Annotated in this window: 21 protein-coding genes; 8 read left to right on the top strand and 13 right to left on the bottom strand. The window is 71.4% G+C overall.

What is annotated here, in order from left to right; translation table 11 throughout:
• Positions 1-11: 11 nt before the first annotated feature.
• Both Q0Z83_RS11390 and Q0Z83_RS11395 read right to left on the bottom strand, forming a co-directional pair.
• Positions 12-1,040 (bottom strand): FAD-dependent oxidoreductase, encoded by a 1,029-nt coding sequence (locus Q0Z83_RS11390; RefSeq protein ID WP_317793826.1) that lies wholly within the window; start codon positions 1,038-1,040, stop codon positions 12-14.
• Positions 1,041-1,063: 23 nt separating this feature from the next.
• Positions 1,064-1,660, bottom strand: a complete 597-nt coding sequence (locus tag Q0Z83_RS11395) for a short chain dehydrogenase (RefSeq protein ID WP_317793827.1) — start codon at positions 1,658-1,660, stop codon at positions 1,064-1,066.
• Positions 1,661-1,731: 71 nt separating this feature from the next.
• Between Q0Z83_RS11395 and Q0Z83_RS11400 the strand changes: the two genes are divergently transcribed.
• From Q0Z83_RS11400 to Q0Z83_RS11410, 3 genes are read left to right on the top strand one after another with little or no spacing between them, the layout of a single operon-like run.
• Positions 1,732-2,142 carry a LysR family transcriptional regulator gene (locus Q0Z83_RS11400; RefSeq protein WP_317793828.1) on the top strand — a complete coding sequence of 137 codons (411 nt, stop codon included), beginning with the start codon at positions 1,732-1,734 and terminating at the stop codon, positions 2,140-2,142.
• A complete protein-coding gene (locus Q0Z83_RS11405) occupies positions 2,094-2,588 on the top strand; it encodes a LysR substrate-binding domain-containing protein (protein WP_317793829.1) in 495 nt (164 codons plus the stop codon). Before Q0Z83_RS11400 ends, Q0Z83_RS11405 begins: the two co-directional genes overlap by 49 nt.
• A complete protein-coding gene (locus Q0Z83_RS11410) occupies positions 2,588-2,896 on the top strand; it encodes a hypothetical protein (protein ID WP_317793830.1) in 309 nt (102 codons plus the stop codon). The genes Q0Z83_RS11405 and Q0Z83_RS11410 overlap by 1 nt, the downstream gene beginning before the upstream one ends.
• Before the next feature lie 432 nt (positions 2,897-3,328).
• On the opposite strand, the gene Q0Z83_RS11415 is transcribed toward Q0Z83_RS11410, so the two are convergent.
• Together Q0Z83_RS11415 and Q0Z83_RS11420 are read right to left on the bottom strand one after the other, a co-directional pair.
• Positions 3,329-3,982 (bottom strand): hypothetical protein, encoded by a 654-nt coding sequence (locus tag Q0Z83_RS11415; RefSeq protein WP_317793831.1) that lies wholly within the window; start codon positions 3,980-3,982, stop codon positions 3,329-3,331.
• Between the two features lie 261 nt (positions 3,983-4,243).
• A complete protein-coding gene (locus Q0Z83_RS11420) occupies positions 4,244-7,843 on the bottom strand; it encodes a trypsin-like peptidase domain-containing protein (RefSeq protein ID WP_317793832.1) in 3,600 nt (1,199 codons plus the stop codon).
• 125 nt (positions 7,844-7,968) lie between these two features.
• Here Q0Z83_RS11420 and Q0Z83_RS11425 point away from each other — a divergent pair, with 125 nt between their 5' ends.
• On the top strand, positions 7,969-10,653 hold the full coding sequence (locus Q0Z83_RS11425) for a hypothetical protein (RefSeq protein WP_317793833.1): 2,685 nt from the start codon (positions 7,969-7,971) through the stop codon (positions 10,651-10,653).
• The gene (locus Q0Z83_RS11430; protein WP_317793834.1) at positions 10,647-11,687 is read left to right on the top strand and encodes a ComEC/Rec2 family competence protein; all 1,041 of its coding nucleotides are present in this window, start codon (positions 10,647-10,649) and stop codon (positions 11,685-11,687) included. Before Q0Z83_RS11425 ends, Q0Z83_RS11430 begins: the two co-directional genes overlap by 7 nt.
• 23 nt (positions 11,688-11,710) lie before the next feature.
• Here the strand turns inward: Q0Z83_RS11430 and Q0Z83_RS11435 are convergent, their stop codons facing one another.
• Genes Q0Z83_RS11435 through Q0Z83_RS11455 form a run of 5 tightly spaced genes read right to left on the bottom strand, consistent with a single transcriptional unit; the run spans position 11,711 to position 15,674 of the window.
• Positions 11,711-12,115 (bottom strand): hypothetical protein, encoded by a 405-nt coding sequence (locus tag Q0Z83_RS11435; protein WP_317793835.1) that lies wholly within the window; start codon positions 12,113-12,115, stop codon positions 11,711-11,713.
• Between the two features lie 22 nt (positions 12,116-12,137).
• Entirely contained in the window at positions 12,138-13,670 is a 1,533-nt protein-coding gene (locus Q0Z83_RS11440) for a hypothetical protein (protein ID WP_317793836.1), read from the bottom strand.
• Entirely contained in the window at positions 13,667-14,068 is a 402-nt protein-coding gene (locus Q0Z83_RS11445; protein WP_317793837.1) for a hypothetical protein, read from the bottom strand. The genes Q0Z83_RS11440 and Q0Z83_RS11445 overlap by 4 nt, the downstream gene beginning before the upstream one ends.
• 7 nt (positions 14,069-14,075) lie before the next feature.
• Positions 14,076-14,672: a hypothetical protein gene (locus tag Q0Z83_RS11450; RefSeq protein ID WP_317793838.1), complete on the bottom strand. Its 597-nt coding sequence runs from the start codon at positions 14,670-14,672 to the stop codon at positions 14,076-14,078.
• Between the two features lie 39 nt (positions 14,673-14,711).
• Entirely contained in the window at positions 14,712-15,674 is a 963-nt protein-coding gene (locus Q0Z83_RS11455; RefSeq protein ID WP_317793839.1) for a caspase family protein, read from the bottom strand.
• A gap of 201 nt (positions 15,675-15,875) precedes the next feature.
• On the opposite strand from Q0Z83_RS11455, the gene Q0Z83_RS11460 reads away from it, so the two are divergent.
• On the top strand, positions 15,876-17,789 hold the full coding sequence (locus Q0Z83_RS11460; protein WP_317793840.1) for a hypothetical protein: 1,914 nt from the start codon (positions 15,876-15,878) through the stop codon (positions 17,787-17,789).
• On the opposite strand, the gene Q0Z83_RS11465 is transcribed toward Q0Z83_RS11460, so the two are convergent.
• The 3 genes from Q0Z83_RS11465 to Q0Z83_RS11475 are packed head-to-tail and all read right to left on the bottom strand — an operon-like array spanning position 17,744 to position 21,544.
• Entirely contained in the window at positions 17,744-18,436 is a 693-nt protein-coding gene (locus tag Q0Z83_RS11465) for a response regulator transcription factor (protein ID WP_317793841.1), read from the bottom strand. The genes Q0Z83_RS11460 and Q0Z83_RS11465 overlap by 46 nt on opposite strands.
• Positions 18,433-18,678, bottom strand: coding sequence for a hypothetical protein (locus Q0Z83_RS11470; protein ID WP_317793842.1), 246 nt, complete (start codon positions 18,676-18,678; stop codon positions 18,433-18,435). The genes Q0Z83_RS11465 and Q0Z83_RS11470 overlap by 4 nt, the downstream gene beginning before the upstream one ends.
• A gap of 34 nt (positions 18,679-18,712) precedes the next feature.
• Positions 18,713-21,544 carry an ATP-binding protein gene (locus Q0Z83_RS11475; protein WP_317793843.1) on the bottom strand — a complete coding sequence of 944 codons (2,832 nt, stop codon included), beginning with the start codon at positions 21,542-21,544 and terminating at the stop codon, positions 18,713-18,715.
• 176 nt (positions 21,545-21,720) lie between these two features.
• Between Q0Z83_RS11475 and Q0Z83_RS11480 the strand changes: the two genes are divergently transcribed.
• Together Q0Z83_RS11480 and Q0Z83_RS11485 are read left to right on the top strand one after the other, a co-directional pair.
• Positions 21,721-22,092, top strand: coding sequence for a hypothetical protein (locus Q0Z83_RS11480; protein WP_317793844.1), 372 nt, complete (start codon positions 21,721-21,723; stop codon positions 22,090-22,092).
• Positions 22,089-23,387, top strand: coding sequence for a radical SAM/SPASM domain-containing protein (locus Q0Z83_RS11485; RefSeq protein WP_317793845.1), 1,299 nt, complete (start codon positions 22,089-22,091; stop codon positions 23,385-23,387). Before Q0Z83_RS11480 ends, Q0Z83_RS11485 begins: the two co-directional genes overlap by 4 nt.
• A gap of 55 nt (positions 23,388-23,442) precedes the next feature.
• On the opposite strand, the gene Q0Z83_RS11490 is transcribed toward Q0Z83_RS11485, so the two are convergent.
• Entirely contained in the window at positions 23,443-23,994 is a 552-nt protein-coding gene (locus Q0Z83_RS11490) for a hypothetical protein (RefSeq protein WP_317793846.1), read from the bottom strand.
• Between the last annotated feature and the right edge of the window lie 72 nt (positions 23,995-24,066).

Genomic DNA, 24,066 nt, shown 5'->3' on the forward strand with positions numbered 1-24,066 from the left:
ATCGGGGGCGCTCATGGGGAACTCAGCCGGGCGCTCTCCGCGACCGTCTCCTCGGTCTCGGCCCGGCGCCGCTGCTCGTAGGCGGCGAACGCGGCCGCCGGCTCGTCATGCTCACGCAGTGCCGCGGCCAGCGCCACCGCGTCCTCGGCGGCCATCGACGCGCCCTGGGCGGCGGCCGGGACCGCAGCGTGCGCGGCGTCACCGGCCAGCACCATCCGGTCGGAGTGCCAGTGTGGCGTGGTCGGGATGTCGTAGGAGTCCGTGCCCAGGACGTCCGTCCCGGTGGCGGTGATCACCTCGTAGGCGGAGGCGGGGCACTGTTCGAGGACCAGGTCCCGCCACTGTGACGGGCTCAGTCCGGCGGCCGGTCCGGTGCTCCGCAGCCGGGCGAACCACCAGGTCCGGCCGTCCCCGCGGGGCACGGTCAGGCCGGTGAACGCCCGGTCGCCACGGATCATCAGATACTCGTCGGCGTCGAGATCGGCCGGATTGCCCGGTGTGTAACCGTAGACGATGTGCTGCCCGGACCAACGCGGCTCGGGCGCGGCCGCGTCGATGAACCGGCGGGTCCGGGAGTGGATGCCGTCCGCCCCGACCAGGACGTCCCCGGTCACGCGCCGGCCGTCGGCGAACTCGACCTCGACACCGTCCGGCCCGGGTGTCGCCCCGATCATCCGCATGCCGTGCCGGATGGGGATCCCGCGCGCGACCGCCAGGTCCTGCAATGCCCGGTAGAGCGCGGCCCGGGTGAGCGTCCGGGCCGGCCCCTCGATCGGGCGGTGCCCGAGCCGCCGACCCTCCTCATCGGCCAGCGCCACCGTCCGTGCCGGGAACGACACCGCCTCGACCGCCTCGGCCGCGTCGATCTCGGCCAGCGCCAGCATCCCGTTGCGCATCACGGTCAGGAACGCTCCGCCGTCCGCAGCGCCGGAGGGATGCGCCTCGAAGACCTCGGCGGTGATCCCGGCCTCCCGCAGTGCGAGCGCGGTCGCGGTTCCCGCGACACCACCACCGATGACGATCACCTTGTGTACGGCCACAAGCCCATCCTGCCGAGAACGGCTCAGAGTGGGTAGACCTGTCCGGTCTGTGCCCCCTCGACCGACCTGATGTACGCCTGGGCGACGTCGGCGAGGTCGACCGATCCCATGCCGGGGAACAGGTTGCCGTACCCGGGCAGGCTCTCGGTGAACACGTTCGGGCTGACCGCGTTGATCCGCTGTGGGGCGATCTCGATGGCGGCGGCCCGCACGAACGCCTCCACCGCGGCGTTGGCCATCGAGGCGGCGCTGCCGGTGGGGATCGGCTCCCGGGCCAGGATCCCGGTGATCAGCGTGAACGAGCCACGTGCGGCGACGTGTGGCAGCCCCTGGCGGACCAGTTCGATCTGGCTGAGCACCTTGCCGTGAAACGCCGACCGGTAGTCGTCCGGGGTCATCGCGGTGACCGGCTTGAACGGCACATGCCCGGCGGCGCTGACCACCGCGTCCAGCGGGCCCACGGCCCCGTACAGGGCGTCGACCTGGGCCGGGTCGGTGATGTCGTACCGCAGGTCGCCGCCACTGCGGGCGACGGAGACGACGTCGTGGCCGCGGGCCGACAGTGCCTTGTGCAGGAACGAGCCGAGAGTGCCGGTGGCTCCGGCGAGCAGAATCCTCATGCCCACGACGCTAGGTCCGCCGCCGTCGGCCGGGGAAATGCCGTCCACGCAGGTATCTATGCTTGACGGTTATGAATGTGGAGTTGCGGCACCTGCGGGCGCTGGCGGCCATCGGTGACGAAGGCACCATCAGCGCCGCCGCGGCCGTGCTCCGGATCAGCCAGCCCGCCCTGTCGCGCACCCTGGACCAGCTGGAACGGCGGATCGGCACGACGCTCGTGGAGCGCACCACCCGCCGGCTGGCCCTCACCGACGCCGGCCGGCGACTGCACGAACGCGCCCACCTGATCCTCAACCAGGTCGACGACGCGCTGGCCGAAGCCGCCGCCGAGCCACAGCCGCTGCACGTCGGCTCGCCTGGGCGGCTCTCGGTGACCACACGGTCGGCCTGCTGCGGACGTGGCGTGACCGGCATCCGACGGCGCCGGTCCGGGTGCACCGCCGCGACGATCCGGAGACCGCCCTACGACGGGGAGAGCTGAACGCGGCGATCGTACGCCTGATGCCGTCCCCGCCCGGCGATCTGCTGGCGGTGGAGCTCTACCGTGAGCCCCGCCTCGCCGCCGTCCCGGAGGGTCATCACCTCGCCCGCCTGTCGTCGGTGCGGCTGGCGGACCTCAGCGACCAGCGGGTCGTGCTCTGCTCGACCTCGGCCACCACCGGCCGGTTGTGGCCGCGCGAGCAGCGCCCGCACACGTTCGACGTGGCGAACGTCGACGAGTGGCTGACCACTATCGCCACCGGCGAGGCGGTCGGGGTGACCGCCCAGGGCACCGAGCGCAGCCATCCGTACCCCGGCATCAGGTATCTGCCGATCACCGACGGCGGCACCGTGACGGTGTGGCTGCTCTGGCCCCGCGTCCCGACCCATCCCGCGACCACCGACTTCGTCGACCACGTCCGTCGCGCGGTCGGTAACCTCGGCTGATGGCGAAGATCGAGACCCGGCATCAGGCCGACGTCGCCCAGGGCGACCTGGAGGGATTCGTTCTGGTACGCCCGGACGGTTCCCTGACCGACGAGGTGGTCCACGTGCAGTGGGAGGACAACCATCCGGCCGGCCCCGACACGCACGTGACGGTGTCCTTCGACGACGGCACGAACGTGGAGTTCCCCTTCGACGTCCCGGTCGTGAAGTTCCGCCTGACCGACCTGACGTCGATGACCCCGGAGCGGCTGCGCCAGGTGGCCCCGGCCGTGTGGGGCACCGAAATCGGCCGATGGGACGAAGGCTGACCAGCGCATCGTCGATGGTCGATCATCCGATGTCCGGCCGCCTGCGGCGGGTGCAGCGTGTGGGAAGGATGGTCTCCACCGGCCGAAGGGCGCGTCGTGTGTGCTGCGTTTCGGGGGAGCCGCGGGGCCGGTGACCTCGCCGTCCCCGACGGTCGTGAACCCGGGCGCGCTCGAGGTGGACAGCGTGATCGGCGCCGAGTCCGCGCGGAGACTGCGGGGCGCACTCGGCCGTCCCCGGCCGGGCGTGATCGACAAGCCCACGTTCGCGGCGCTGCAGGCCTTCATCGGCGCCCCGGACCATGACGGCGTCGCCTCCAACCAGAACTCCGCGGCCATCGCCGCCCACAGGCCGGCCCTGCGATCGTTCACCGTGGGCAGGGGAAGCTCGTGGGGTGTCGCGTCATCGTGTACACCGGTGGGCCGGGCGAGGACTCAGAGCCAGCCGCGTTCCTGGGCGTGGATCAATGCTTCGGTGCGGTTGCGTTTGCCGAGTCGGGCATAGAGCTCTCGGAGTAGGCGGAACATCATGCGTTCGGAGTAGCCGGAGCGGCCGGCCACCTCGGCGACACTGTCGCCCCGGGCGAGTTGTCGCAGCCAGGCGACCTCGTCGGGGGACGGCGAGCGGTCCGCGTCGGTGTCGCTCTCCGGCTCGGTCAAGCCTCGCAGGGCGTCGGTGGGGATCAGGCTCTGCCCGGCCGCGGCGGCGTTGAGGACGGCTCGCAGCGCCTCGGGCGGCGACTCGCGGGGGATGGCGGCGACGGCGCCCGCCCGGAGCGCGCGGACATACGCGGCCGGTTCCGGGCGGTCGAGAACCGCTATGACGCCGTTGCCCGCCGATCCCCGGCAGATCGCGTCGAGTTCGGTCCAGTCGGCGAGGGTCTGTACGGTCAACACGACGATCCGCCGTTCCGGGACGGCGGCCCAGGACACCGCGTCGTCGATCTCCTCGGCGCCGTATCCGGCCGCGGTGATGACCGCCATCATGCCGTGTCGGAACATCGGTAACGGATCGACGACGGCGACCCGGAGAATCATCGCCTGATCTTCGTGCACACGTCGTTCCTCCGCCAGCACATCGACAGGCATGTCAGGGTTCTGCCATCGCGGTGCGGGACACCGACTGAGCGGATGCGTCATGGACCCGTTCGGCTGGGCGCGGCTAACGTCCGCAGGGCACGCAGGGCATTCGTTCGCACACCTTGAGTGATCGGCTGAGGCCTATGTTTCCCAGGCGATACTTCGGTCCGCAGATCGATCCGAGTGACTCCAGTCGCGGTCGTCGGGGTCTGTTCGGTGGCCTTGGTGCCCTGGTGGTGTTGATCGTGGTGGTGTTCTGCCTGTTCGTGGTCAGCAGCCGGCAGCGGCCAGAACCTCGGCCGGGACCGGCGCTGCCGGCGTCCCCAGTCGTGTCAGCAACAGTTTGATCCGGTTCACCACGCCGGTGGCCTCGGTGAGCGCGCGGGCCGCCCGGAACGCCGCGACCGCATCGTCGACGTGGTGCGGCTGATCGGTGCACAACGCCAGTCCAGTGAGGATGAGGCCCTGTGCGTCCAGCAGGTGGAAGTCGCGACCCGGTCGTGCCGGAAGCAGGTCCCACCCCTGCCGGAAGGCGGTCAGGGCCTCTTGTCGCTGTTGCTTCTGCAGCGCGATGGTGCCCTGCAGGATCAGGATCTCGGCGGTCGGGTCGTGTCGTACCGCGATGCGGATCGCGTCACCGGCCTGCTTGAGCTCATCGCGGCACAGAGCGGCCATGGCCAGGACGGTTTGCGCGTCCCGGCGCAGGTGCAGATTGCCGGTCTCGGCCGCGATCTCACCGGCGACCGCGACCGACTCCTCCGCGGCGCGCCATTCCTGCTGTGCGATGCGCAGGTTGGCGAGGTGAAGGTGTGCCGCCGCGAGCTCCGGCCGGAGTTCAGCCCGCTCGGCTGTGCGCCGCAAGTGGTCGAGGCAGTGTTCGGCCTCCGGCCGTTCGTCACGTCGAAGGTGGATGACGGCGCGGTTCCCGGCCGCGGCGACCCGGAGCTGGTAGGCGTCGCCGCTCCGGCTGTCGAAGGTGAGGGCCAGCAGGGGTTCGACCTTTCCCAGCAGTGTCAGTGCCGTGTCGAACCCGCCGGTCTGGACGTGTACCTGGGAGAGTCCGACGTAGATCGCGGCCCGGGTCATGGCTCGACCGCGAATGAAGCCGAGCGGGATCTTCCGCAGTGCCTGCCGGTAGGTCGTGATGGCCTCGTCCAGCAGGCCCTGGCTGAATTCCGCGTGTGCTCGGCTGACCAGCAGGCGTGCGGCCTCCCGTCGCCGGTGTGCGAGCCGCAGGGCGGCATCGGCCTGCTGCGCCGCCTCCGCGGCCCGCCCCTGCCGGGTGAACATCCAGGTCAGAGCACACAGCCGGTGGTACTCGTCGAGATCTGAGAGTTTGCCCACCAGGCGGTTGAGGCGTTCGTGCACCACACCGCCGCGTCCCCAACGCATCAGGTAGGTGCTGTTGAGGTGGCGGATCAGCCGCATCGCCTGTTCGTGCTCGCCGGCCTGGATTCGCAGATCGATCTCATGCAGGTGGTCGTCGAGGTCGTGGATGTCCCGGGGCGGTTCGCCCACGTCGATCCGCTGTTTGAAATAGTCTGCGGCCCGGCTGCTCAGGGCGTTCCTGGTGAAGACCGTTCCGTTGTCGATCGATGCCAGCGCCCATCGCTGATCGTCTCTCGGCGGGAGGAAGAACCGGCCGTCGTCGTTGCGGCGGACCAGTCGCAGGCGGTGCAGCCTCAGCAGTGGGGCGGCGCTGCGCAGACTCGCCCGGTAGGGGGCGAGCAGGAAGTCGACCGCCTCCGGAGTGACCGGGCGACCGAAGACCGCCAAAGCCTGCAGGATCAGCACCGCGTCGCGTTCCAGCTGTTTGAGCACCTGGCGCCGGACATCGTTGGCGGCGTCCGCGGTCGTCTTGCTTCGCAGATCGTCGATCAACTGGCGAAGTGTCCGGTCCGGCTCGAGATTGACCAGGGCGCCGAGTAGTTCGATCGCGCGGGGCGATCGGTCCGTCAACCTGGTGAAGTGCTGCACCAGATCCTCCGGATCGCGGTTCAGCCGGCCGCGTCCGGCGGCGTCGAGTCGCAGCAGCAGGTCACGGGCGTCCGGTTCGGGCAGACCGTCGTCCAAGGGGACCGGCTCGCAGAAGTCCGGAACGTGGTCCGGGCCGCTGCCGACCGGCCCGCCGACGAGCAGCAGCCGTGCGCCGTGATCGTGGCGGCTGAGCAGGTGATCGACCAATTCGCGCAGTTCCGGGTCGCTCAGGGTCGCGTCGCCGTCGAGCAGCTCGTCCGCGTTGTCCACGACGACCAGCACCGCGGTGCGGGCCAGTCCGTCGAGAGCCAGGTCGAGGATGTCTCGCCACGGCTGCGCGGACCGGCACGCGCGGCGCACGAGGTCGGCGGCTTCGCCGTCCGGCAGCATGTCGGTGATCGCGTGGACCAGCGCAGCGGCGTTCACCGGGCGGTACCCGAAGACCGGTAGGTAGGCGAAGCCCCGATACTCGGTGTCGATCCGGCCGGCCTCGAGTTCGTCGCCGAGTTTGGCCACCACGCCGGTCTTCCCGATCCCGCTCGGACCCCGCAGATAGATCGCACCCGGCTCCGGGCCTTGGAGCAGTTCGATCAGCCGGTCGAGGTAGTACCTGCGGTCCTGGACCTCGTCACCGACCACTTCGACCTTCTCGCCGGCACGGACGAATCGGGGCGGCGCACCGGATCGGCGACGCTCGACCGGCGTCGCATCCCGCAGGCGCTGCTCCAGGTTCCTCCAGCCGTCACGGCCATCTTCGGCCTTCAGTTCGCCGGCCCAACCGGATCGTTCGGCCGTGATGTCGTCGACTATCGCGATGACGGTCCGACCCTGCGCACAGGCGTTCTCGATCTCCGCTCGGCACGGTGACTCGGGACCGGTGGCGTCGGGGGTCGCCACGAGGAGCAACGCGTTGCTCTCGGTGAGGGCCGACCGGGCCAGGAACTGCTCCAACTCATAGGCGAGTGCCGCACCCTGCGGAGCCCGGCGGACCTGGCCGGCGCGGGGACGGACCGCGGTGGCACTCTCGTGTTTCGCGGCGCTGGGCAGTAGGTCCGTGAGCCGTCCGCGCAGTGCGGCCACCGGGATCCCCTGGTTGTACCGGGCGTACCCGAGCATGTTCTTGTCGGGGTCGCCGGTCTGGTGCAGGGCGACCCACTCCAGGCTGGAGCCGAAGCAGGGGGCGCCGGACGATCCCGGCTTGGTGTTGGTCCGATAGCGCAACCGGGTGCCGGCTCCGTTGAGCTTCGGTTCGGCGTTGGTGTCGAACGCGATCACCATCGGTTGCCCCTCGGGGTGCTGCACGATATGCAGTGTCCTGCTCAACTCGAATTCGTGGTCGTCCCGCGGCATCAGGATCCAGCCGCGGGCGCGTTCACCCACCGCCTCGTCGCCCGGGTCACCGGCGACGCGAAGGAGCGCGAAGTCGAGTTCCTCCAGGCTCGGCTCGACCACCGGATCCGCCTGGAGGTCGGCCGGGCTCCTCGGGCTCGAGTCCACACACCAATCGGCCGCCAGTCGGTACTCCGGGCCGGGGAGCAGCGTCCTGCCGTCCTGCTGGTAGGCGTCGTCGAAGAGCAGTCGTACCCTCGACCGGTCGGCGTCGTCGGCGAACAGCGGCGCGACGACGTGGTGATTGGTCAGAACGAGGTCCGGGCCCACGAGGAAGCCGGTTCCCCGGTGGGTCTTGCCGCGATACGGGAACTCGATGCGGCACACCTGGTTCTCGATCTCGGCGAGTCTGGCGCGCCACTGCGCGGGGCTGTGCCACGTGTTGGTCCGGTCGATCTGCGCCTCGAGCCGGCGTTCGTCCATCGGTGCGCCGTCGCCCGCGACGATCATCGGTACGTGGTCGTGGTGGCCGGGTGTCTCGTCGGTCTGGCGCTCGTCTGCCATCCGGCGCTCCCTTCCCGCCAGTGAGTACCGTACGGGTCGCGCTGAGTGATCAGCAAGGACGTGGTCGATGGCGGATCAGGGACACAACGCGGCCCCGACGGGTCAGGCTGTGCTGTGCTGCCAGGATGAGCCGGGAACGCTACGGCGACTGGGCGACCTCGGCCGGCGACGCCGATCTGGCATCGGCGCTGGCCGCCGCCGGTGTGGCCGCAAGCGGAGGCGAGCTGACACCGATGGCCTTCCTACGGCAGGCCCTCGCGCCGGGTCGGGACCACTACATCTGGACCGATCCCGTCGACATCGGCGATGGGGAGACGGCGGCGACACCGACCGTGGCCGAGTGGGCCGCAGCCTGGCGGCGCGTGCCTTTCGAAGAACGCCCGGCTCTCGCCCTGCAGTTGGACCCGTCCGATCCCGCGACACTGTGGACGGTCGAGACGCTGACCAGGTGCGCGGACCCGTACCTGCCGTTCGAGTCCATCCGAGTGGCCGAGCCGTGGCGGGTGCCGATCCGGATCGGCGTGCTCGACGACGAGGACGGGCGCCGGCTGCTCGGCGATCTCCTGCGGTCGTTCGAGGGCCATCCGTGGCGCAGCGAGCTGATCGAGCCGGTCGTCGTCGGTCGTGAACGGATCGCCTGCGACATCCTGGCGCTGCCCGGGTCGGTGGCGTCCACGCAGGCCACGATCGACCGCACGCGTGAGGTGCGCGCCGGTGCACTGTTGGTCTCGGGCGCCGATGGGCCGTGGGCCACTCTCGCCCGGCAGGTGGGAGCCTGGTCGATCGGCGTCCTGCCGGCGCCGCCCACCGCGGCGGGCATCGTCGAGATCTGCCGGGAGCTGTCGCACGACAAGCCGTTCGATGGCGCTGTCCGGGCGGCGTCACCCGCACCGGCCATGATCATCGCGGACGCGCGGTCGATCGGCAGCGGCACCATCGCGCGTCGGGCGCGGGACACCGCGGCGATTCTCCGCGGGATCGCCGCCGATGGCGATCGGTTGGCCGGCGGCGCCTGCTCCGCCATCAGTGGCTTCAACGACGGACCGGAGGAGCTGGCCGCCCATTTCGAATTCGCCGCCGACTGGGGACTCTTCGAGAGCGAGGGCGGGGAGGCGACCGATCTTCTCGACCTGGAGCGCCGCGCCGCGCCGCTGATCCGAGACAGCGTCGGCCGCCGCCGGCTGCATGCCCGGATCACCGATCAGGACGGCACCGCAATGCCGTTACGGCGGTTCCGACCCGCCACCCGGCATCGGATCGACGTCTTCATCGGATCCGGCCGGCAGGACTGGCTCGGCGCGCGGGCGGCCTTCCCGGACGAGCCCGGAACCGGCGGGCGGCGACCGCTGCTGATCGTGCTGACCGAGAACGACCTTCTCGCGGTTCCGCAGGTGCAGCAGGTGGAGTTGCCGCCGACCGGCGACAGCGATGCGGTCACGTTCGAACTGACGACACTCCCGGACACGACCTCCGTCGACGCGCGCCTGATCGTCCTGAGCGGCAATCGGGTCCTGCAGGCGGCCCGGCTGCCGACCGAGGTCGGCCCGGCCGAGACCAGCTTCGAGTCGCCGGTCCGGCCGGAGGCGACCGTCAGCCCGACCACCGCGGAACTCCACGAGCGGCGCTCCTTCGACGCCGCCCTGATGGCCGGTCATGGGCCGGAGGGTGAGACGACGCTGACCGCGGTGGCCGACGGGAACGCCGCGACGATCAGGTTCACCGGCGACGCGGTCGACACGGCGTCCAGCAGGATCCGCGGCCGCCTCGCCGAGGTGATCATGAGCGATCAGCAGGTCGGGAGCCTCGCCGACCCGGCCGCGGTCGAGTTGCTGATCTTCCTGGCCTACCACGGCTTCCTGCTGCGACAGGCGATCGAGCGAGACGCCGCCAACCTGAACGCGTCACTGCGCGGGTCGACGTACCTCCAGATCGTCTCGGCGGAGGCGGAGGCCTTCCTGCCGTTGGAACTCGCGTACGACTTCGCCATGCCGGATGTGAATGCCCGGCTCTGCCCGCATGCCGTCGAGGCGCTCGGCGTCGACGATCCGGCCTCCGGCTGCCCGGGACCGCACCACGCCGACGTGGTCTGCCCCTTCGGGTTCTGGGGTATCACCAAGGTGATCGAACGGCAGGCGTTCCGGCCCGGTGTGCCGGCGGCGGACCAGTTCCAGCTCCGGGGCAGTCCGGCCCGCGACCGCAACCGGATACCGCTCGGCCCGATCCTGTTCGCCGCGAGCGACCGGGTCGACGGGTTCGCCGGTGGGTCGGTCGACCTGCTCGCGGCCACACTGCGGCGGCTGTCACCGACCGTGTGGCAGGTCGCCACGTGGGAGGACTGGCCACCCGCGGTCGCCCGGCATCATCCGGCGGTACTCATGGTGCTACCGCACACGGTGTACTCCGACAGGTACGACGGGTACGGCTTGGAGATCGGCGCGAATGCGCGGCTGTGGAAGATCACCAGCGATCTGCTGCCGGACCGGCGACCGGCGATCGTCGCGTTGCTGGGTTGCGAGACCGCGTGCGCCGGACGGATCAGCTACGAGAACTTCCCCAGCCTGCTGCGTGGTGCCGGCGCGGAGGTGGTCATCGCCACCCTGACCGAGGTCCTCGGGCGGTATGCGGCGCCGGTCGCCGCCTCGCTGGTCGAGGAGATCTATCAGGCGTGCCGTCGCAAGCCGCACGGGCTCGGCGAGGTTATGCTCGCGCTACGCCGGCGCCTGCTCGCCGAGGGCAACCTGACTGTTCTCGCGCTGGCCGCCTTCGGAGACGCGGACTGGCTGATCACCACGGACGGCACGCCGTGCTGAGGCTACGGGTGCTGCCCGCGCTGCACGGCGACGCGCTCCTGCTCGAGTACGGCCCGCCGGACACGCCCCATCACGTCCTCGTCGACGGTGGTCCCCGCAGCAACATCACCAGGGAGGCGATCGCCGCCGCCCTCCGGCAGGTGCGCGGGCTCGACCTCCTCGTGGTGACCCACGTCGACGCCGACCACATCACCGGTGTGCTGCGCATGCTGGAACACGGCGACCTGCCGGACCGGATCGGGGACGTCTGGTTCAACGGGTGGCATCATCTGCCGAGCGATCAGCTCGGTGTGAAACAGGGGGAACGCCTCAGCAAGGCCATCCGGAAACGGCGGCTGCCGTGGAACGCGGCCTTCGACGGCGGCGCGGTGATGGTCCCGGACACCGGTCCGCTCCCGGTGCGCGAACTGCCCGGCGGATTGCGGCTCACCCTGCTGTCGCCCACCCGTCAGGCGCTCGCCGACCTGCGACCGGCCTGGAAGGAGGTGGTAGAGGAGGCCGAGCCGGCCGGCCCACCGCCGGTGCACGAGCGCCCGGTGCAACCGGACCGACTGGGTGACAAGCCGCTGGATCCCGATGCGCTCGCCGCGGCCCCGTTCGCCCCCGACGACTCGGAGGCGAACGGATCCAGCATCGCTTTCCTGGCCGAGTTCGACGGCCGAAGCGTCATCCTCACCGGTGACGCGCATTGCGGTGTGCTCGTACCGGGGCTGCGCCGCCTCGCTGCCGGCAACGGCCGGGTGAGTGCCGGCGCGTTGAAGGTGCCACACCACGGCTCGGCGGGCAACGTCAGCGGCGAACTGCTCGACATCCTCGACTGCCGGCGGTTCGTCTTCTCCACGAACGGTGCCATCTACGGCCATCCGGACCGCACCGCGATAGCGCGCATCGTCACCCGCATCCCCGGCAGCCGCCTGGAGTTCAACTATCGGACGCCGAGTCTCGAACCGTGGGAGTCGGCGCGTCTGCGTCGGCGTTGGCGGTACGAGACGGTGTTCGGCGACGTGGACGGTCACCTGCTGGTGCGACTCTGACCCGGCACCCGGCGGGCGCGCGGTCAGTCCTGGTGCCAGGTGAAGATGATCCGACGGCCCTGGTTGGCCCAGGCGTTGATCGGCAGGCTGCCGGCGAAGGCGCCGAACCCGCCGATGCCGCCCTTCCACAGTTCGAGGGTGGCGATGCTGGTCAGAGCCGGTCCGAACAGGAACTGGCGGGCCTCGTGGGTGTCGTCTTCGGTCTCGATCCGGATCTCCGGGCCGGTGCCCCGGTTGCCCTGCACGAACATGAAGTAGCTCAGCGACTTCCACCAGGTGATCCGGTCGATGGTACGCAGCACGATCTCCAGGCTGTCGTCGTTGCCGAGCGCCTCGACGGTGAAGCCGATCCGGTAACCGGGTTCGTCGCGGATCATCGAGTCGATGCCGAAGTCGAGGCCCTCGTCGGAGCGGGGGTCGATGGACATGGTGGTACTCCTTCCGGAAAGGTCAGAACGGCAGGGCGATGCGCAGCAGGTCGAGGGCCTCGTCCGCCCAGGCGAGATTGGTCAGGGCCGACCCGATGTTCTGCGGCGGGCGGGTGACCAGAGTGTCGCGGCGCAGCAGCCGGTCGAAGTCGACGCTGATCGGGCCGGTACGGGGCATGCCGGTGGGAGTGCGGAACTCGACCCCGGCCCGAACCATCACCTGGATGATCTCGTGGGCCAGGATGCCCGACCCGGTGACCGTGGGGTGCACGCCGTCCAGCGAGAACAGGCCGCCGGTGGCCCGGCCGCCACGCCCGTCGGAGGTCAGGAAGTCCGAGGTGAACGGCGGATCGAGGGCCGCCACCGGGGCGGGCAGCGGATACGGCCGCCACCACGGTGGCCGGGCCGCCACGTCGGACAGATAGCGGCGGTCGGCGAGCCGGTCCAGCATCCCGGCCATGTCGAGCAGGTACCAGTCCTGGCCGCTTTCGCGCGCCGCCCGTACCAGCTCGGTCATCGTGTCGTTGTAGGCGTCGACCGCCTCGTCGACCGCGCGGGCCTGGGCGGCGGTGATGTGCGGGTCGCGGGCCGGGTCGAAGTCCCGGTCCCGGATCCACGGGCGGGTGTAGTAGGGGAAGTAGCGCGAACCGGGCGCGATCTTGCCGCCGACGCCCCGGCAGATCGGGGCGATCGTCACGTGCGGCACCGTGCACCAGATGACGTGCCGGGCGCCGATGTCGCGGACCCGGCCGGCGACCTCGGCCAGTTCGGCGGCGAAGTGTTCCGGCCGCCAGACCGTGTAGGCGTTCTTCCGATCGAGGTCGCGGAAGTCGTCGCCGCTCCAGGCGACCTTCAGCCTGGTGACCGCACCGACCGCGTTGTTGGCGCCGAGGAACACCACCAGGGTCTCGATGCCGTGCGGGGAGCCCTCCTTGCCGAGTTCTTCGGCCAGGTCGAAGACCGAGCGGTTGCGGGCGTGCTCGGGTTCGGTGGGATAGATGCGCAGCGCGGCCCGTTCGGAGTCGTTCTGGACCCGCTGCTGGAGGAAGTCGTCGGTGGGGGTGCTCAGCCGAGCCAGGAACCGGTCGACGGTCTGGTCGAGGGCGTCGCGCAGGTCCCACCCGTACATGGCGAGGTTGTGCGGGACGCCGGTGGTGCGGGGGATGGCCGAGCCGGGTCCGCGTTCCCAGTAGTCCTCCAGTCCGTCGAGCCATTGCCGGCCGGTGAACAGCGCGAACGGTAGTTCGAGCAGGTTCAGGTCGGTGCCGTGGCGCTGTTCCAGGACCCGTAGCAGCAGTTCGATGTTGAGCGGCAGGCCGCCGGGCCCGCCGTACGTCGGGTAGCGGAAGTCGGCGAGGCAGCCGAGTTCGTGGGCGATGATGGCCGGCGCGGACAGGTCGGTCTGGTAGACGGCGCCGCTCTGCATGCCGTGCAGCAGCGAATCGCCGATGGTCACCAGACGGTTCGGTGGGGTGTCGCCGTTGAATCCGGCGTCCACCTCGATGCCGAGGGTGGGGTCTTCGACCGGGGCGCGGGCGTGGCCGTCGTCGGTCATCGCGTCTCCTTCGGGGCGACGAGGGATATCTGTGGGCGGGCGCGTTGCAGGATCACGATCCGTTCGGTGAACAGGCCGGTGAGTCGGTGGTAGGTGCTGGTGAAGTCCTTGCTGCGGACGGCGGCGTCGCCGGGTCCGGCCGGGCTCATCCGGGTCAGGCCGAAGCTGGCGTCGCTGACGTGCTGGTAGAGCCAGTCGCGGTAGGCCGGACGGAGGGTCGGGTGGTCGCCGTACATCTCGGTGATCGCGGTGTCGACGGCGGCCGGGCCGAAACCGGAGAGGTCCGGTTCGTGGAGCGTGGCGAGCGCGTCGGCGATGGCCTCGTGGACGCCGTGCGCCGGAGCCCGGAAGGGCTCCGGCGACGGGTCCGCGCCTGCGGGTCGGGCGGGCGCGTTCATCGCGGGCCTAGAGAAGGCTCAGGATGATCGGGGCGACCACCGGGATGGCGTCGCGGACGAAGTTCCACGCGTCGCTCCAGAAGTCCTTGCCGGCCGGCGGCTGCGGCGGAGCGGGGACGTTCTTGGGGTCGGTGTAGTTCTTCGCGCCGGACAGGGCGCCCATCGTGTGCTGGGCGGTGTAGAGCAGCAGCTCGGTGGCGTAGGCCCGGAACTCCGGGTCGTCGCGCAGGTTCGGTGGCAGCTCGGCGACCACCTGCTTGAGCGACTTCACCGACGGGTTGAAGTCCTTGGTCAGCGCGCCGATGATGATCGGCGCGACCTGCTGGACGATGCCCCACAGGTCGGACCAGAAATCCTTGTCGCCGAGGACCGCCGGGTTCTCCAGCGACTTGGCCGGTACCGGTTTGGGCGCGAACGCTTTCGCCGGGTTGACCTGTACCGCGTGCCGGTAGGCGTCGAGCAGCGGGTAGACGACGGTGGTGAAGTCCGGGACGGTCGGGGTGCCGATCGGGAAGTCGAAGTCCTTCGTGCCGCCGGAGGACATCGCGCTGTCGATCTGCGCCCGCAGGTTCTCGATGCGGGCGTCGAGCTTGTTGGTGGACATGGGGTTCCTCTCCTGTTCGGTGTTCCCGGTCGTGCCTGGTCAGAGCACGCCGGACAGTTGGTCGCGCAGCCACTCCCAGGGGTCGAACTGCTCCTCGGGATCGGGCTGCGGGGTGGGAACGACGCCGCCGCCGACCGGCTGCAACGTGATGAAGCCGCGGTCGAGCAGCTGCGGCGGGCCGACGGGGGTGAGTGCGCGCGGGGTCTGCCGCATGCCGATCGCCTGGAGCCGGGCGGTGACCCGCTCGGCCAGCGTGCGCAGCTGGATCGGGCCGGTGACCTCACGGACGACGGCGTAGGTGAAGGCGGACAGGTTGTCGGTGGCCGCGCTGCCGGCGGCGGCCGTCTCGTCGGCCTGGCAGGCGGCGAACAGGGCACCGTTGAGGACGCTCTCGGCACCGTTGCTCTTGGTCCGCAGCAGGTTCTCCGGCACGGTGACCAGGTTCTTGGCGACGGCCGCGCTGTCGCCGGTGGCCTCGCGGCCGAAGAACTTGAACCGGGTGACCTGGCTGGATTCGCCTGCGTGCCGGTCGGCGTCGTCGGCCGAGGGCTGCCACACCTTGGCCCGGATCAACTGCGCGCCGTCGGGGGCGAAGAACAATTTGTTCAGACCGCCGGCGTGGCAGGCGTCGGCGACGCAGGTGAACACGCCGGGCGGGAGGGTCGCGGCCCGGTCGACGAGTTCGGAGTCGTGCAGGAACCCGTCGTAGAGGCAGAGGACCTCGACCATGGTGTCGCCCTGCGGGAACCGGTAGCCGTGCGACGACTCGAAGAAGACCAGGGTGTCGCCGGGCTCGGCACCGGCGACCAGGTCGTCGAGGGCGGCGCGGACGTTCGCGAGGGTGGCGCTGCTGTTGTGCAGCAGAGTGATCTCGGCGGCCTGGAAGCCGTACCGGGAGATCAGCAGGGAGCGGAACGCGAGGGTGTCCGCGATGCAGGAATTGAGGTTGTTGCGGGGGTCGGGATAGATGTCGATTCCGACCAGCAATGCCTTGCGGGTCATGGGAACTCCTTTTCGCCGGTGCCGGATTCCCATGGTGTTTTCCGGGACGCCTTTCCGGCGTCCGCGACAAGACGTCAACGGCTACGTGGTACGGCGTACGCGCATTCGCGTATCCGGCCGGGTGTAGACGTCATTGATCCGACATCGGAATTCGGATGAGCGGCTGACGCCGGGCACCGGACGGCGCCGAAGAATCAGTTCATGACCGACATGACGCTGCCGCCGGACGGCAGGTACGAGGGAAGTGGCGCAGGCCTGTTCCTGGAATTGCGGAATGAGGCGACCGCCGCCGGCGTGGTCAGTGGTGACCTGTTCCTGACGACCGGCGGCGGGCAGGTGTTCCTGGCGTCGTTCCGTACCTCGCCGGACGCGGCGGCGCCGGGCCGGGTCGGGCCGTGGCGGATGCGCTGTCAGGACTCCGAGGGTCGGGTCTCCGGTGGTGTGCTGGAGTTGCAGGCGATGCCGGACGGCCGCCCGTCGGTCCGGTTACGTCTCGACCGGCAGCTCAACGCGTTGCCGGCGGTCGACCCGATCGACATCCGGGTCACCGGGACCGGGCCGGCGCTGCGGATCCTGGGCGTCGAGGTCGAACGGGAGGTGGGCGTGATCATCCCGGACGGCGCCCGCGAGACATTGCAGGCCTGTCTGGCCGGTGCCGGGGTGGAGATCCGTTACCGGGACGGTGGCGCGCTGATCCCGCGCCGCGTCGAGGGCTGGGAGTGGCACGAGGGCAACATCTACGGCGCCCTCGACGAGACCATGGCGCGGTTCGCGAACCCCGATCTGGCCGGATCCGGCTGGCGGGCGCAGCTGCTGATGCTGTCGCACCCGTTCGCCGAGCGCAACGGCCTGTACGGGGTGATGTTCGACGTGGTGGACCGGCCCCGGCAGGGCTGCGCGGTCTTCGTCGACGAGATCCGCGAGCATTTCAGCGATGGCCGCGAGGACCACGACATCGCCTGGACGATGGCGCACGAGGTCGGGCACGTACTGAACCTGACGCATCGTTTCGAACTGGAGGTCGGCCGGGCCGACTCCACCTCGGTGATGAACTACGCCGACCAGTACCGGGGCGGTGGCCGGCAGGCGGAGTACTGGCAGCGGTTCGCGTTCCGGTTCGACCCGGACGAGGTGTCGTTCCTGCGGCACGGGACACGGCGTGCGGTGATGCCCGGGGCGTCGCCGTTCCACACCGTCGATTATTGGAGCACGGCGCCCGGCGCGAAGCCGGCGCACGTGCCGCCGGAACCGGACCGCGGCCTGGTGCTGCGACTGGTGCCGCCGCGCGGCGGGACGCTGTTCGCGTTCGGGCAGCCGGTGGTGCTACAGGTGCTGCTGTCCAACGCCGGATCCCAGCCGGTCGCGTTGCCCCGCAACCTGCTCGACGTCAAGGCGGGCTTCCTGCAGATCATGATGGAACGCGACCCGGGGGCGAGACCGGCCGGGCTCGCCGACGCGCGTGCGTTCGCGCCGCTGATGCAGCGCTGCTTCACCGACGTCACGCCCGGACCGCAGCTACTGGCGCCGGGCGCGTCGCTGAGCCGCAACGTCAACCTCACCTTCGGCGCGGAGGGCCATCCGCTCGACGAACCCGGCTCGTACCGGCTGACCCCGCTGCTCACCGTTCCGGACAACGCCGGACGCGGTTTCGCCACGGTGATCCGCGGTGAGCCGCTGCTGATCCACATCGGGGCACCGGCCTCCCGGGTGGACGAGCGGGACGCGGTGGCGCTGCTCCAGCCGGGAGTGGGGGCGTTCCTGGCGGTCGGCGGCACCAACCGGTACGCCGCGGTGCCCGGCCGGCTGCGAGACATCGCCGATCAGCGTCGGAGCCGCAACGGCGCCGGTGATCCGATCGCCGCCGCCCTGCACCGGACCCTCGGCATCTACTACAGCCGCGCCCACCTGGAGTTCGGTAGGGCCGGCTGCGTGGTCGGCGGGACTGATCAGGACGAGGCGAGGGCGCTGCTCGACGGGCTGACCGGCAACGACGCCGCGATGCTGACGTTCGACCCGCAGACCGCGAAGGACATCGAGGACCTGGCCGCGACCCTCCGTCGGCAGAGCGGTCAGGGACCGTCGCCGCCGTCGATGCGGACCAGCCCGGAGCGGTAGGCGACGATCACCGCCCGGGTCCGGTCTCGGCACTGCAACTTCATCAGGATCCGACCGATGTGGGTACGGACGGTGGCGTCGCTCAGGAACAGCCGGGCGGCGATCTCGCTGTTGCCCAGGCCGTACGCCAGGAGTACCAGCACCTCCCGTTCCCGGCCGGTGAGCCGCGCGACCAGCCGTGACGGGTTCGGTCCGCCGGCCGGGCGGCAGGCGAGCTCGACCAGCATGTCGCGCAGCACGATCAGGTCGAGCCAGGCGCCCGCCTCGGCGATCGCCCGGACCGCGCCGAGCAGCAGCTCCGGCGGCTTGGACTTGAGCAGGAAACCGGCGGCACCGGCGGCGAGGGCCCGCCAGGCCAACTGAGGGTGGTAGCCGGCGGTCATCCCCAGCACCCGCACCGGACGCTGCGGGCAGTAGCGGGCCCCGTCGCCGACCAGCCGGCCGATCGTCTCGACCCCGATGCCGTCGTCGTCGGCCGGCAGGTCCAGCAGCACGACGTCGGGCAGGTGGGTGGCGGCGCCCTTGACCGCGTCCGGCCCGCCGTCGGTGGCCGCCACCACCTCGATGTCCGGCTCGGCATGCAGCAGGGCGGCGATGCCGGCGCGGATCAGCGGCTGGTCGTCGGCGACCAGCACCCGGATGTTCACGACCGGGTCGGGGCGCGCAGGACGGCCAGCGCCCACCGCATGCGCGCGGTGGCGTACGCCGGATTCTCGCCGTAGACGGCGGCCATCTGGCCAGCGCATCCGGGTGGGCCGCCGTGGTCGTGTAACGCCTCGGTGATCGCGGCGTGCAGGGTGGCCGGGGCGACCGGGACGCCGGCGGGCAGCCGGGAGGCGAACAGTGCGGTGGCGCGATCGGTGGCGGTGAGGTTCTCCAGGGTCATCATGGTTTCAGCGTGCGACCCTGGCCCTCGGGGGTCATCAGGGTGCGGACCCTGAGAATTGGGTGTCGCCGGCCAGCGCCTCCCGCAGCTGCTCTCGGCCGGATACCGCAAGTTTGCGGTAGACCGCGGCCAGGTGCGTCTCGACGGTCTTGATCGTCACGTAGAGGCTCTCGGCGATCTCCCGGTTGGTGCGTCCGGCCGCGGCCAGCCGGGCCACCGCGGCCTGCCCGTCGGTCAGTGCGGCGACGCCGGTCACCCGGGTCCGGCGGGGTCGGCCTCCGGCCGCCCGGATCTCGGTGCCGACCTTGGCGGCCAGGCGCGGCATGCCGAGGCGGGTGGCCAGATCAAGAGCGGCAGCCAATTCGGTACGGGCCTCCCGCAGCCGCCCGGACCGGCGCAACGCGGCCCCGTAGGCGGCGCGGACCCGGGCCAGCACGGGTTCGCGTGGGGTGCCGTCGCACGCGGCCATCGCCTCGGTGAGCAGGTCGACGGCCTCCCGGGCGGGCGCGAACGACGCCCGCCTGCGCAAGGCGGCCGCCAGCCGGTAGGACGGGCCGTGCCGGCGGCGGACGGCCAGTTCCCGGTCGGCCTCGCGCAGCGCCTGCGCCCGGTCGCCGAGGATCTCGTAGGCGTGGCTGGCGATCAGGTGGATCTCGAACTCGATCTCCCGTTCGGTGACCGGGGCGTCCGGGTGCCCGGGCAGCGCGAGCCGGGCCAACGCCTCGGCCGGGCGGCCGCTGAGCAGTTCACCGAGCGCGCCGACCACCGCCGGTTCGGCCGGGCCGAGCAGCAGGTGGGCACCGGCCCGGGCGTAGTCGCCGCGTTCCATGTCGATGATGCCGCGGGTGAAACTGACCATCGCCGCGTACATGGTCAGGCCGTGCCGGGCGGCGAATCGTTCGGCCTCGGCGAGTCCGGCCGCGGCCTCCTCGAAGTGGCCGCGGCGCAGGTTGTTCAGCACGGTCCGGTTGGACCACTCGGCCTGCAGGCCGGGCGCGATCCGGCGCAGCCGGACCACCTCCGGGCGCAGCCGGTCCAGTACCGTCTCGGCGTCGGTCATCGCCTCGGCGGCGGCCAGGAACGCGGCCGCCTCCAGGGCGGCCAGCACCTCCCAGTAGGTGAGTGGGCGGTCGGCCGGCAGGTTCTCCACGACCCGGCGCAGGTGGGCCTGGAATTCGTCGGGTGGGCACTGGCCGGTGGCCCGGTGGTGGATGGCCGCGCAGACCAGCAGACGGCGTTCCTCGCCGGTGCCGGTCGGGAGCCGGTCGATGTCGATGTCGGCCAGTCCGGTCGGCGCCCGGTCGTCGGCGGTCTCGGCGGCCTGCAGTAACAACGCGGCGCGGAGCCGTACCTCCGCCTGGTCTCGACCGTAGGGCTCGGCGGCGTAGGCGCGGCGCCGCAACCGGGAGGCGGCGTCGGCGTCGTCGAGTTCGTAGAGGACCTCGAAGAGGTCGGCCATGGCGGTCAGGGCGACCGGTCGGGCACCGGTCTCGACGACCTCGCGGAGATGGTCACCGGCCTCGGCCAGGTGGCCCGTCGCGCGTTCCGCGGTGGCCAGGGCGAGTAGCACGGCGGGCCGGCTGTCCGGGGTGGGTGGCTCGGCCATGGCCCGGCGCAGCAGGCGGCCGGCGGCCTCGGCCGAGCCGGTGGTGAGGTCCCGATGGGCCTCGTCGACCAGCAGATCGACCACCTCGGCCCGGCCGGCCGGCGGCGCGAGCAGCAGGTGTTCGGCGATCTTGGCGGGTGCCGCCCCGGCCGTCCGCAGCACTCCGGCGGCCTTGGCGTGCAGGCGGCCCAGGCGTTCCGGCGGGACGGTCTGCTCGACCGCGGCCCGGACCAGCGGGTGCGGGAACGCCACCGGGGCGGTGCGGGCCAGGATCGACGAGACGCGCAACGAGACGGCGGCGTCGCCGGCCGGGTCGTCGGCCACCCCGGCCAGTGCGGCCACGTCGGCGAACGGGGTGTCGTCGCCGAGCACGGCGGCGGCCTGGGCCAGGTCGGTGGCGATCAGGCCGAGCTCGCCGAGCCGTCGGCGCACGGTGTGGACCAGCGCCTCCGGGCCGGTCGCGTCGAGTTCGGCGACGGCCCCGGCGGTCGGTGACAGCCCGGCGGCGATCAGCGGACGGATCAGTTCCCGCAGGTAGAAGACGTTGCCGCCGCTGGCCTGGGCGCAGGCGGCGGTGAACTCCGGGTCGGGTTCGCGGTTGAACGCGTGGCGCAGCAACGTCGCCACGCCGACCTCGGACAACGGCGCCGGATGCACCACCCGCGCGCCGTCCAGGGTGGCGAGGCGGGCCAGCAGCGGCTCGGCGGCCCGGTTCAGGCCCGGCCGGGCGGTGACCATCACGGCCAGTGGGGCGCCGCTCAGATCCTCGGCGGCGTCGGCCAGCACCCGCAGCGATTCGATGTCGGCCCAGTGCGCGTCGTCCAGCGCGATCAGCAGCGGCCCGGCGTCGGCCAGGGCGGCCAGCAGCCAGTGGCAGCCGTAGTCGACGCCGGCCGCGACCGGGGCGCCCGGGGTGAACAGCGGTGCGGCGAACGCGGCGGCACCGGTCAGCGTGGTGGCACCGCCCCGGCGGGCGACCTCCGGGCCGAGCAGTCGGCGCAGCAGCCCGTACGGTGCGGTGGAACTCAGGTGCGGGACCAGGGTGGCCAGGACCCGTACGCCCCGGGCCGGTGCGCGCTCGCGGACGGCCTGCAGCAGTGCGGTCTTGCCGATCCCGGCGACACCCTCGATCACCACGACCCGTGCGGCGCCGGTCTTGATCTCCTCGAGGCATGCCGTCAGCGCGGCCAGCTCACGCGTCCGTTCGACCATCGCGACGGGGCGTGCCCATGCCGCGGCGACGACTCTCGGCCGCCCCACCATAATCCTGATGCTAGGCACTCGGAATTGATCAAAATAGTTGGGAAAAAGGGTGAGTCAAGTGCCCGCTCAGTGTATTGACATTCACGTCGGGGGTCGGAAATGTTCTTAGCCGGACGTCTATTTCTGATCATTTCCGATGTCGTGATGATTCATTTCGTGTGAAGGGGTGGCCGGTCATGGTCGACGGACTCCAGATAATGGTGATCGAGGGACCCGCCGGTCCGGTGCGGCTCGACTATTACCCGCCCCAGGTCCGCAAGGCCATCGAGGTGCTGACCACCTACCTGGACGGATTCGACGCCGGCCTGGCCGCGGGCGGTCACGGCGACAGCCCGCGGGCCCAGCCGGACCTCGGGGAGACCGCCCGCCTGGCCGCGGCGGCCGGCAACGCCGGCTTCGGTGCCGCGTTCACGAGTTTCTCCGCGTGCGGACCGGTGTTCGCCGCCGGTGAGACGCCGTCGTCCGGGCGGGACATCCTGCTGCTCTGGGGCCCCGACGCGGCCGACCGGGTGAGCCGGGCGCTGACTCACCCGCCGGACGGACGATGAAGGAGTCGCGGTACAACATCTGGGTCGACGACGGGCCGCGGTGGTACGTCTACAACGGTGTCTCCGGCCGTGTCGTCGCGGTGCCGGCCGGCCGCCGCGAACCGATCGACCGTTACCTCGCCGGTGACCACGACGCCCCGGCCGACCCGGATCTGCTGTACGCGCTCGCTCGCGGCCAGATGATCCTCCCCGACGACCTGGACGAACTCGACCTGCTCCGCGAGCGGTACGCGGCCACCCGCCGCAACCCGCACCGTTTCCACCTCACCGTGGTGACCAGCCTGGGCTGCAACTTCGGCTGCCCGTACTGCTTCGAGGCCAAGCATCCGTCGCTGCTCGCCGACGACGTCCGGCAGCGTCTGCTGGACCTGGTCGACCGGCGGCTGCCGGGGATCCGTGAACTGGCCGTGCTCTGGTACGGCGGGGAGCCCCTGGTCGGTCTGCCCGCCCTGCTGTCGCTCTCCGACGAGTTGCTGTCGCGGGCTGCGGGCGCCGGGGTCGCCTACCGGGCGGCGATCATCACCAACGGCTATCTGCTGACCGCGCCGGTGGCCCGCCGGTTGCGCGACCGGGCGGTGACCGTCGCGCAGGTCGGCCTGGACGGGCCGCCCGAGGTACACGACGTCCGGCGGCCGCTGGCCGGTGGGCGCGGCACGTTCCGGGAGATCCTGGCCAACGTCGTCGCGGTCGCCGGGATCCTCGACGTCACGGTCCGGGTCAACCTGGACACCGGCAACCTCGCGTCGGTGCCCCGGCTGCTGCGGATGCTCGCCGACGCGGGTCTGGCCGGGCGGGTCGCGGTCAGCCCCGGCCATGTCCTGCCGGCCCGGGTCAACCTGCTCGCCCCGAGCGCCGGTTACGCCACCGAATGCCTCTCCCGGCCCGCCTTCGCCGAGGCCGAACAGCGGTTCCTCGCGCTGGCCGGCGAACTCGGCTTCGCCACCCCGCCACCACCGGCACCGACCGGCGCGCCGTGCACCGCGGTCCGCGACAACGAGCTGGTGATCGGCTCCCGCGGCGAGATCTACAAGTGCACCGAGACGGTCGGCGACCCGAACGAGGTGATCGGCGACCTCCGCGACTGGCCGGCACCGGGCGACCGCCTGTCCAAGTGGCTGACCTACGACCCGTTCACCGATCCGGAATGCCGGGCCTGCCCCGCCCTGCCGGTCTGCATGGGCGGCTGCGCCCACCACGCCATGAACAGTTCGTTGGCCGACTCCCGCTGCTCGACCTTCCGATTCCGGCACCGGGACCAGGTCCGCCGCCTGATCGCGGCCCGTACCCGGCGGTGATGTGCCGACCGGGCGATGTGTCAGCGCTGAGCCTTGCGACGGCGTGAATCGCGGATCAGGCGGGGTCCAGCGCGGACCGCAGCGCGCCGCCGTCGCTCCGGTCGAGCACCGGGATCGGTGACCCCGCGTCGGGTAGGCAGAGCCAGCGTCGGCCCGTGGCGTCGGTGAAGGCGACGGCGGTACGCACGGCGGCCGGCTCGGGCGGGCCCGGCTCCCCGAAGGCGACCTCGGCGAACGAGGTGGCCGACTCGTGCGGCCCCAGCACCGCTTGCGGGCTCCCGTTGGAGGAGAGCCGCGGAATCCGCCACGTGCCGTCGGTGTCGGCCCAGTACAGGACCGGTGTCACGGTACGGATCGGGGCCGCGCTGTCGTTGCGCAGTATGAGCTCGGCCCGGTGACCGTCACCGCGCACCCGGGCCTGGACGCTGACCAGCCGGGCCTGGTTCGCTTCGGCCGCCCGGCGTTCGGCGGCCGCCCTGGCCTCGGTGAGCCGGCGCTTGTGCATCTCGTACAGCAGGCCGCTGACCGCCAGCAGGGTGGCGAAGACCGAGCCGATGCCGGCGATCCAGTCCGGAACCGATCCCCAGTCGACCGCGGCCAGCCTCATGACCGGCCTGTCGGCGGCGGGTCGTAGCGGGGGGAACCTGGCGATCCGGGCACACGCACCTCCACAGAGGAC

The sequence above is a fragment of the Actinoplanes sichuanensis genome, assembly GCF_033097365.1.
GTDB classification, from domain to species: domain Bacteria; phylum Actinomycetota; class Actinomycetes; order Mycobacteriales; family Micromonosporaceae; genus Actinoplanes; species Actinoplanes sichuanensis.

What these genes read in the sequence shown, in the direction of transcription:
- Q0Z83_RS11395 (WP_317793827.1), bottom strand. Translation starts at nt 1,660, where the DNA reads ATGAGGATTCTGCTCGCCGGAGCCACCGGCACTCTCGGCTCGTTCCTG.
- Q0Z83_RS11400 (WP_317793828.1), top strand. Translation starts at nt 1,732, where the DNA reads ATGAATGTGGAGTTGCGGCACCTGCGGGCGCTGGCGGCCATCGGTGAC.
- Q0Z83_RS11410 (WP_317793830.1), top strand. Translation starts at nt 2,588, where the DNA reads ATGGCGAAGATCGAGACCCGGCATCAGGCCGACGTCGCCCAGGGCGAC.
- Q0Z83_RS11415 (WP_317793831.1), bottom strand. Translation starts at nt 3,982, where the DNA reads ATGCCTGTCGATGTGCTGGCGGAGGAACGACGTGTGCACGAAGATCAG.
- Q0Z83_RS11420 (WP_317793832.1), bottom strand. Translation starts at nt 7,843, where the DNA reads ATGGCAGACGAGCGCCAGACCGACGAGACACCCGGCCACCACGACCAC.
- Q0Z83_RS11425 (WP_317793833.1), top strand. Translation starts at nt 7,969, where the DNA reads ATGAGCCGGGAACGCTACGGCGACTGGGCGACCTCGGCCGGCGACGCC.
- Q0Z83_RS11435 (WP_317793835.1), bottom strand. Translation starts at nt 12,115, where the DNA reads ATGTCCATCGACCCCCGCTCCGACGAGGGCCTCGACTTCGGCATCGAC.
- Q0Z83_RS11440 (WP_317793836.1), bottom strand. Translation starts at nt 13,670, where the DNA reads ATGACCGACGACGGCCACGCCCGCGCCCCGGTCGAAGACCCCACCCTC.
- Q0Z83_RS11445 (WP_317793837.1), bottom strand. Translation starts at nt 14,068, where the DNA reads ATGAACGCGCCCGCCCGACCCGCAGGCGCGGACCCGTCGCCGGAGCCC.
- Q0Z83_RS11450 (WP_317793838.1), bottom strand. Translation starts at nt 14,672, where the DNA reads ATGTCCACCAACAAGCTCGACGCCCGCATCGAGAACCTGCGGGCGCAG.
- Q0Z83_RS11455 (WP_317793839.1), bottom strand. Translation starts at nt 15,674, where the DNA reads ATGACCCGCAAGGCATTGCTGGTCGGAATCGACATCTATCCCGACCCC.
- Q0Z83_RS11460 (WP_317793840.1), top strand. Translation starts at nt 15,876, where the DNA reads ATGACCGACATGACGCTGCCGCCGGACGGCAGGTACGAGGGAAGTGGC.
- Q0Z83_RS11470 (WP_317793842.1), bottom strand. Translation starts at nt 18,678, where the DNA reads ATGATGACCCTGGAGAACCTCACCGCCACCGATCGCGCCACCGCACTG.
- Q0Z83_RS11475 (WP_317793843.1), bottom strand. Translation starts at nt 21,544, where the DNA reads ATGGTGGGGCGGCCGAGAGTCGTCGCCGCGGCATGGGCACGCCCCGTC.
- Q0Z83_RS11480 (WP_317793844.1), top strand. Translation starts at nt 21,721, where the DNA reads ATGGTCGACGGACTCCAGATAATGGTGATCGAGGGACCCGCCGGTCCG.
- Q0Z83_RS11485 (WP_317793845.1), top strand. Translation starts at nt 22,089, where the DNA reads ATGAAGGAGTCGCGGTACAACATCTGGGTCGACGACGGGCCGCGGTGG.
- Q0Z83_RS11490 (WP_317793846.1), bottom strand. Translation starts at nt 23,994, where the DNA reads ATGAGGCTGGCCGCGGTCGACTGGGGATCGGTTCCGGACTGGATCGCC.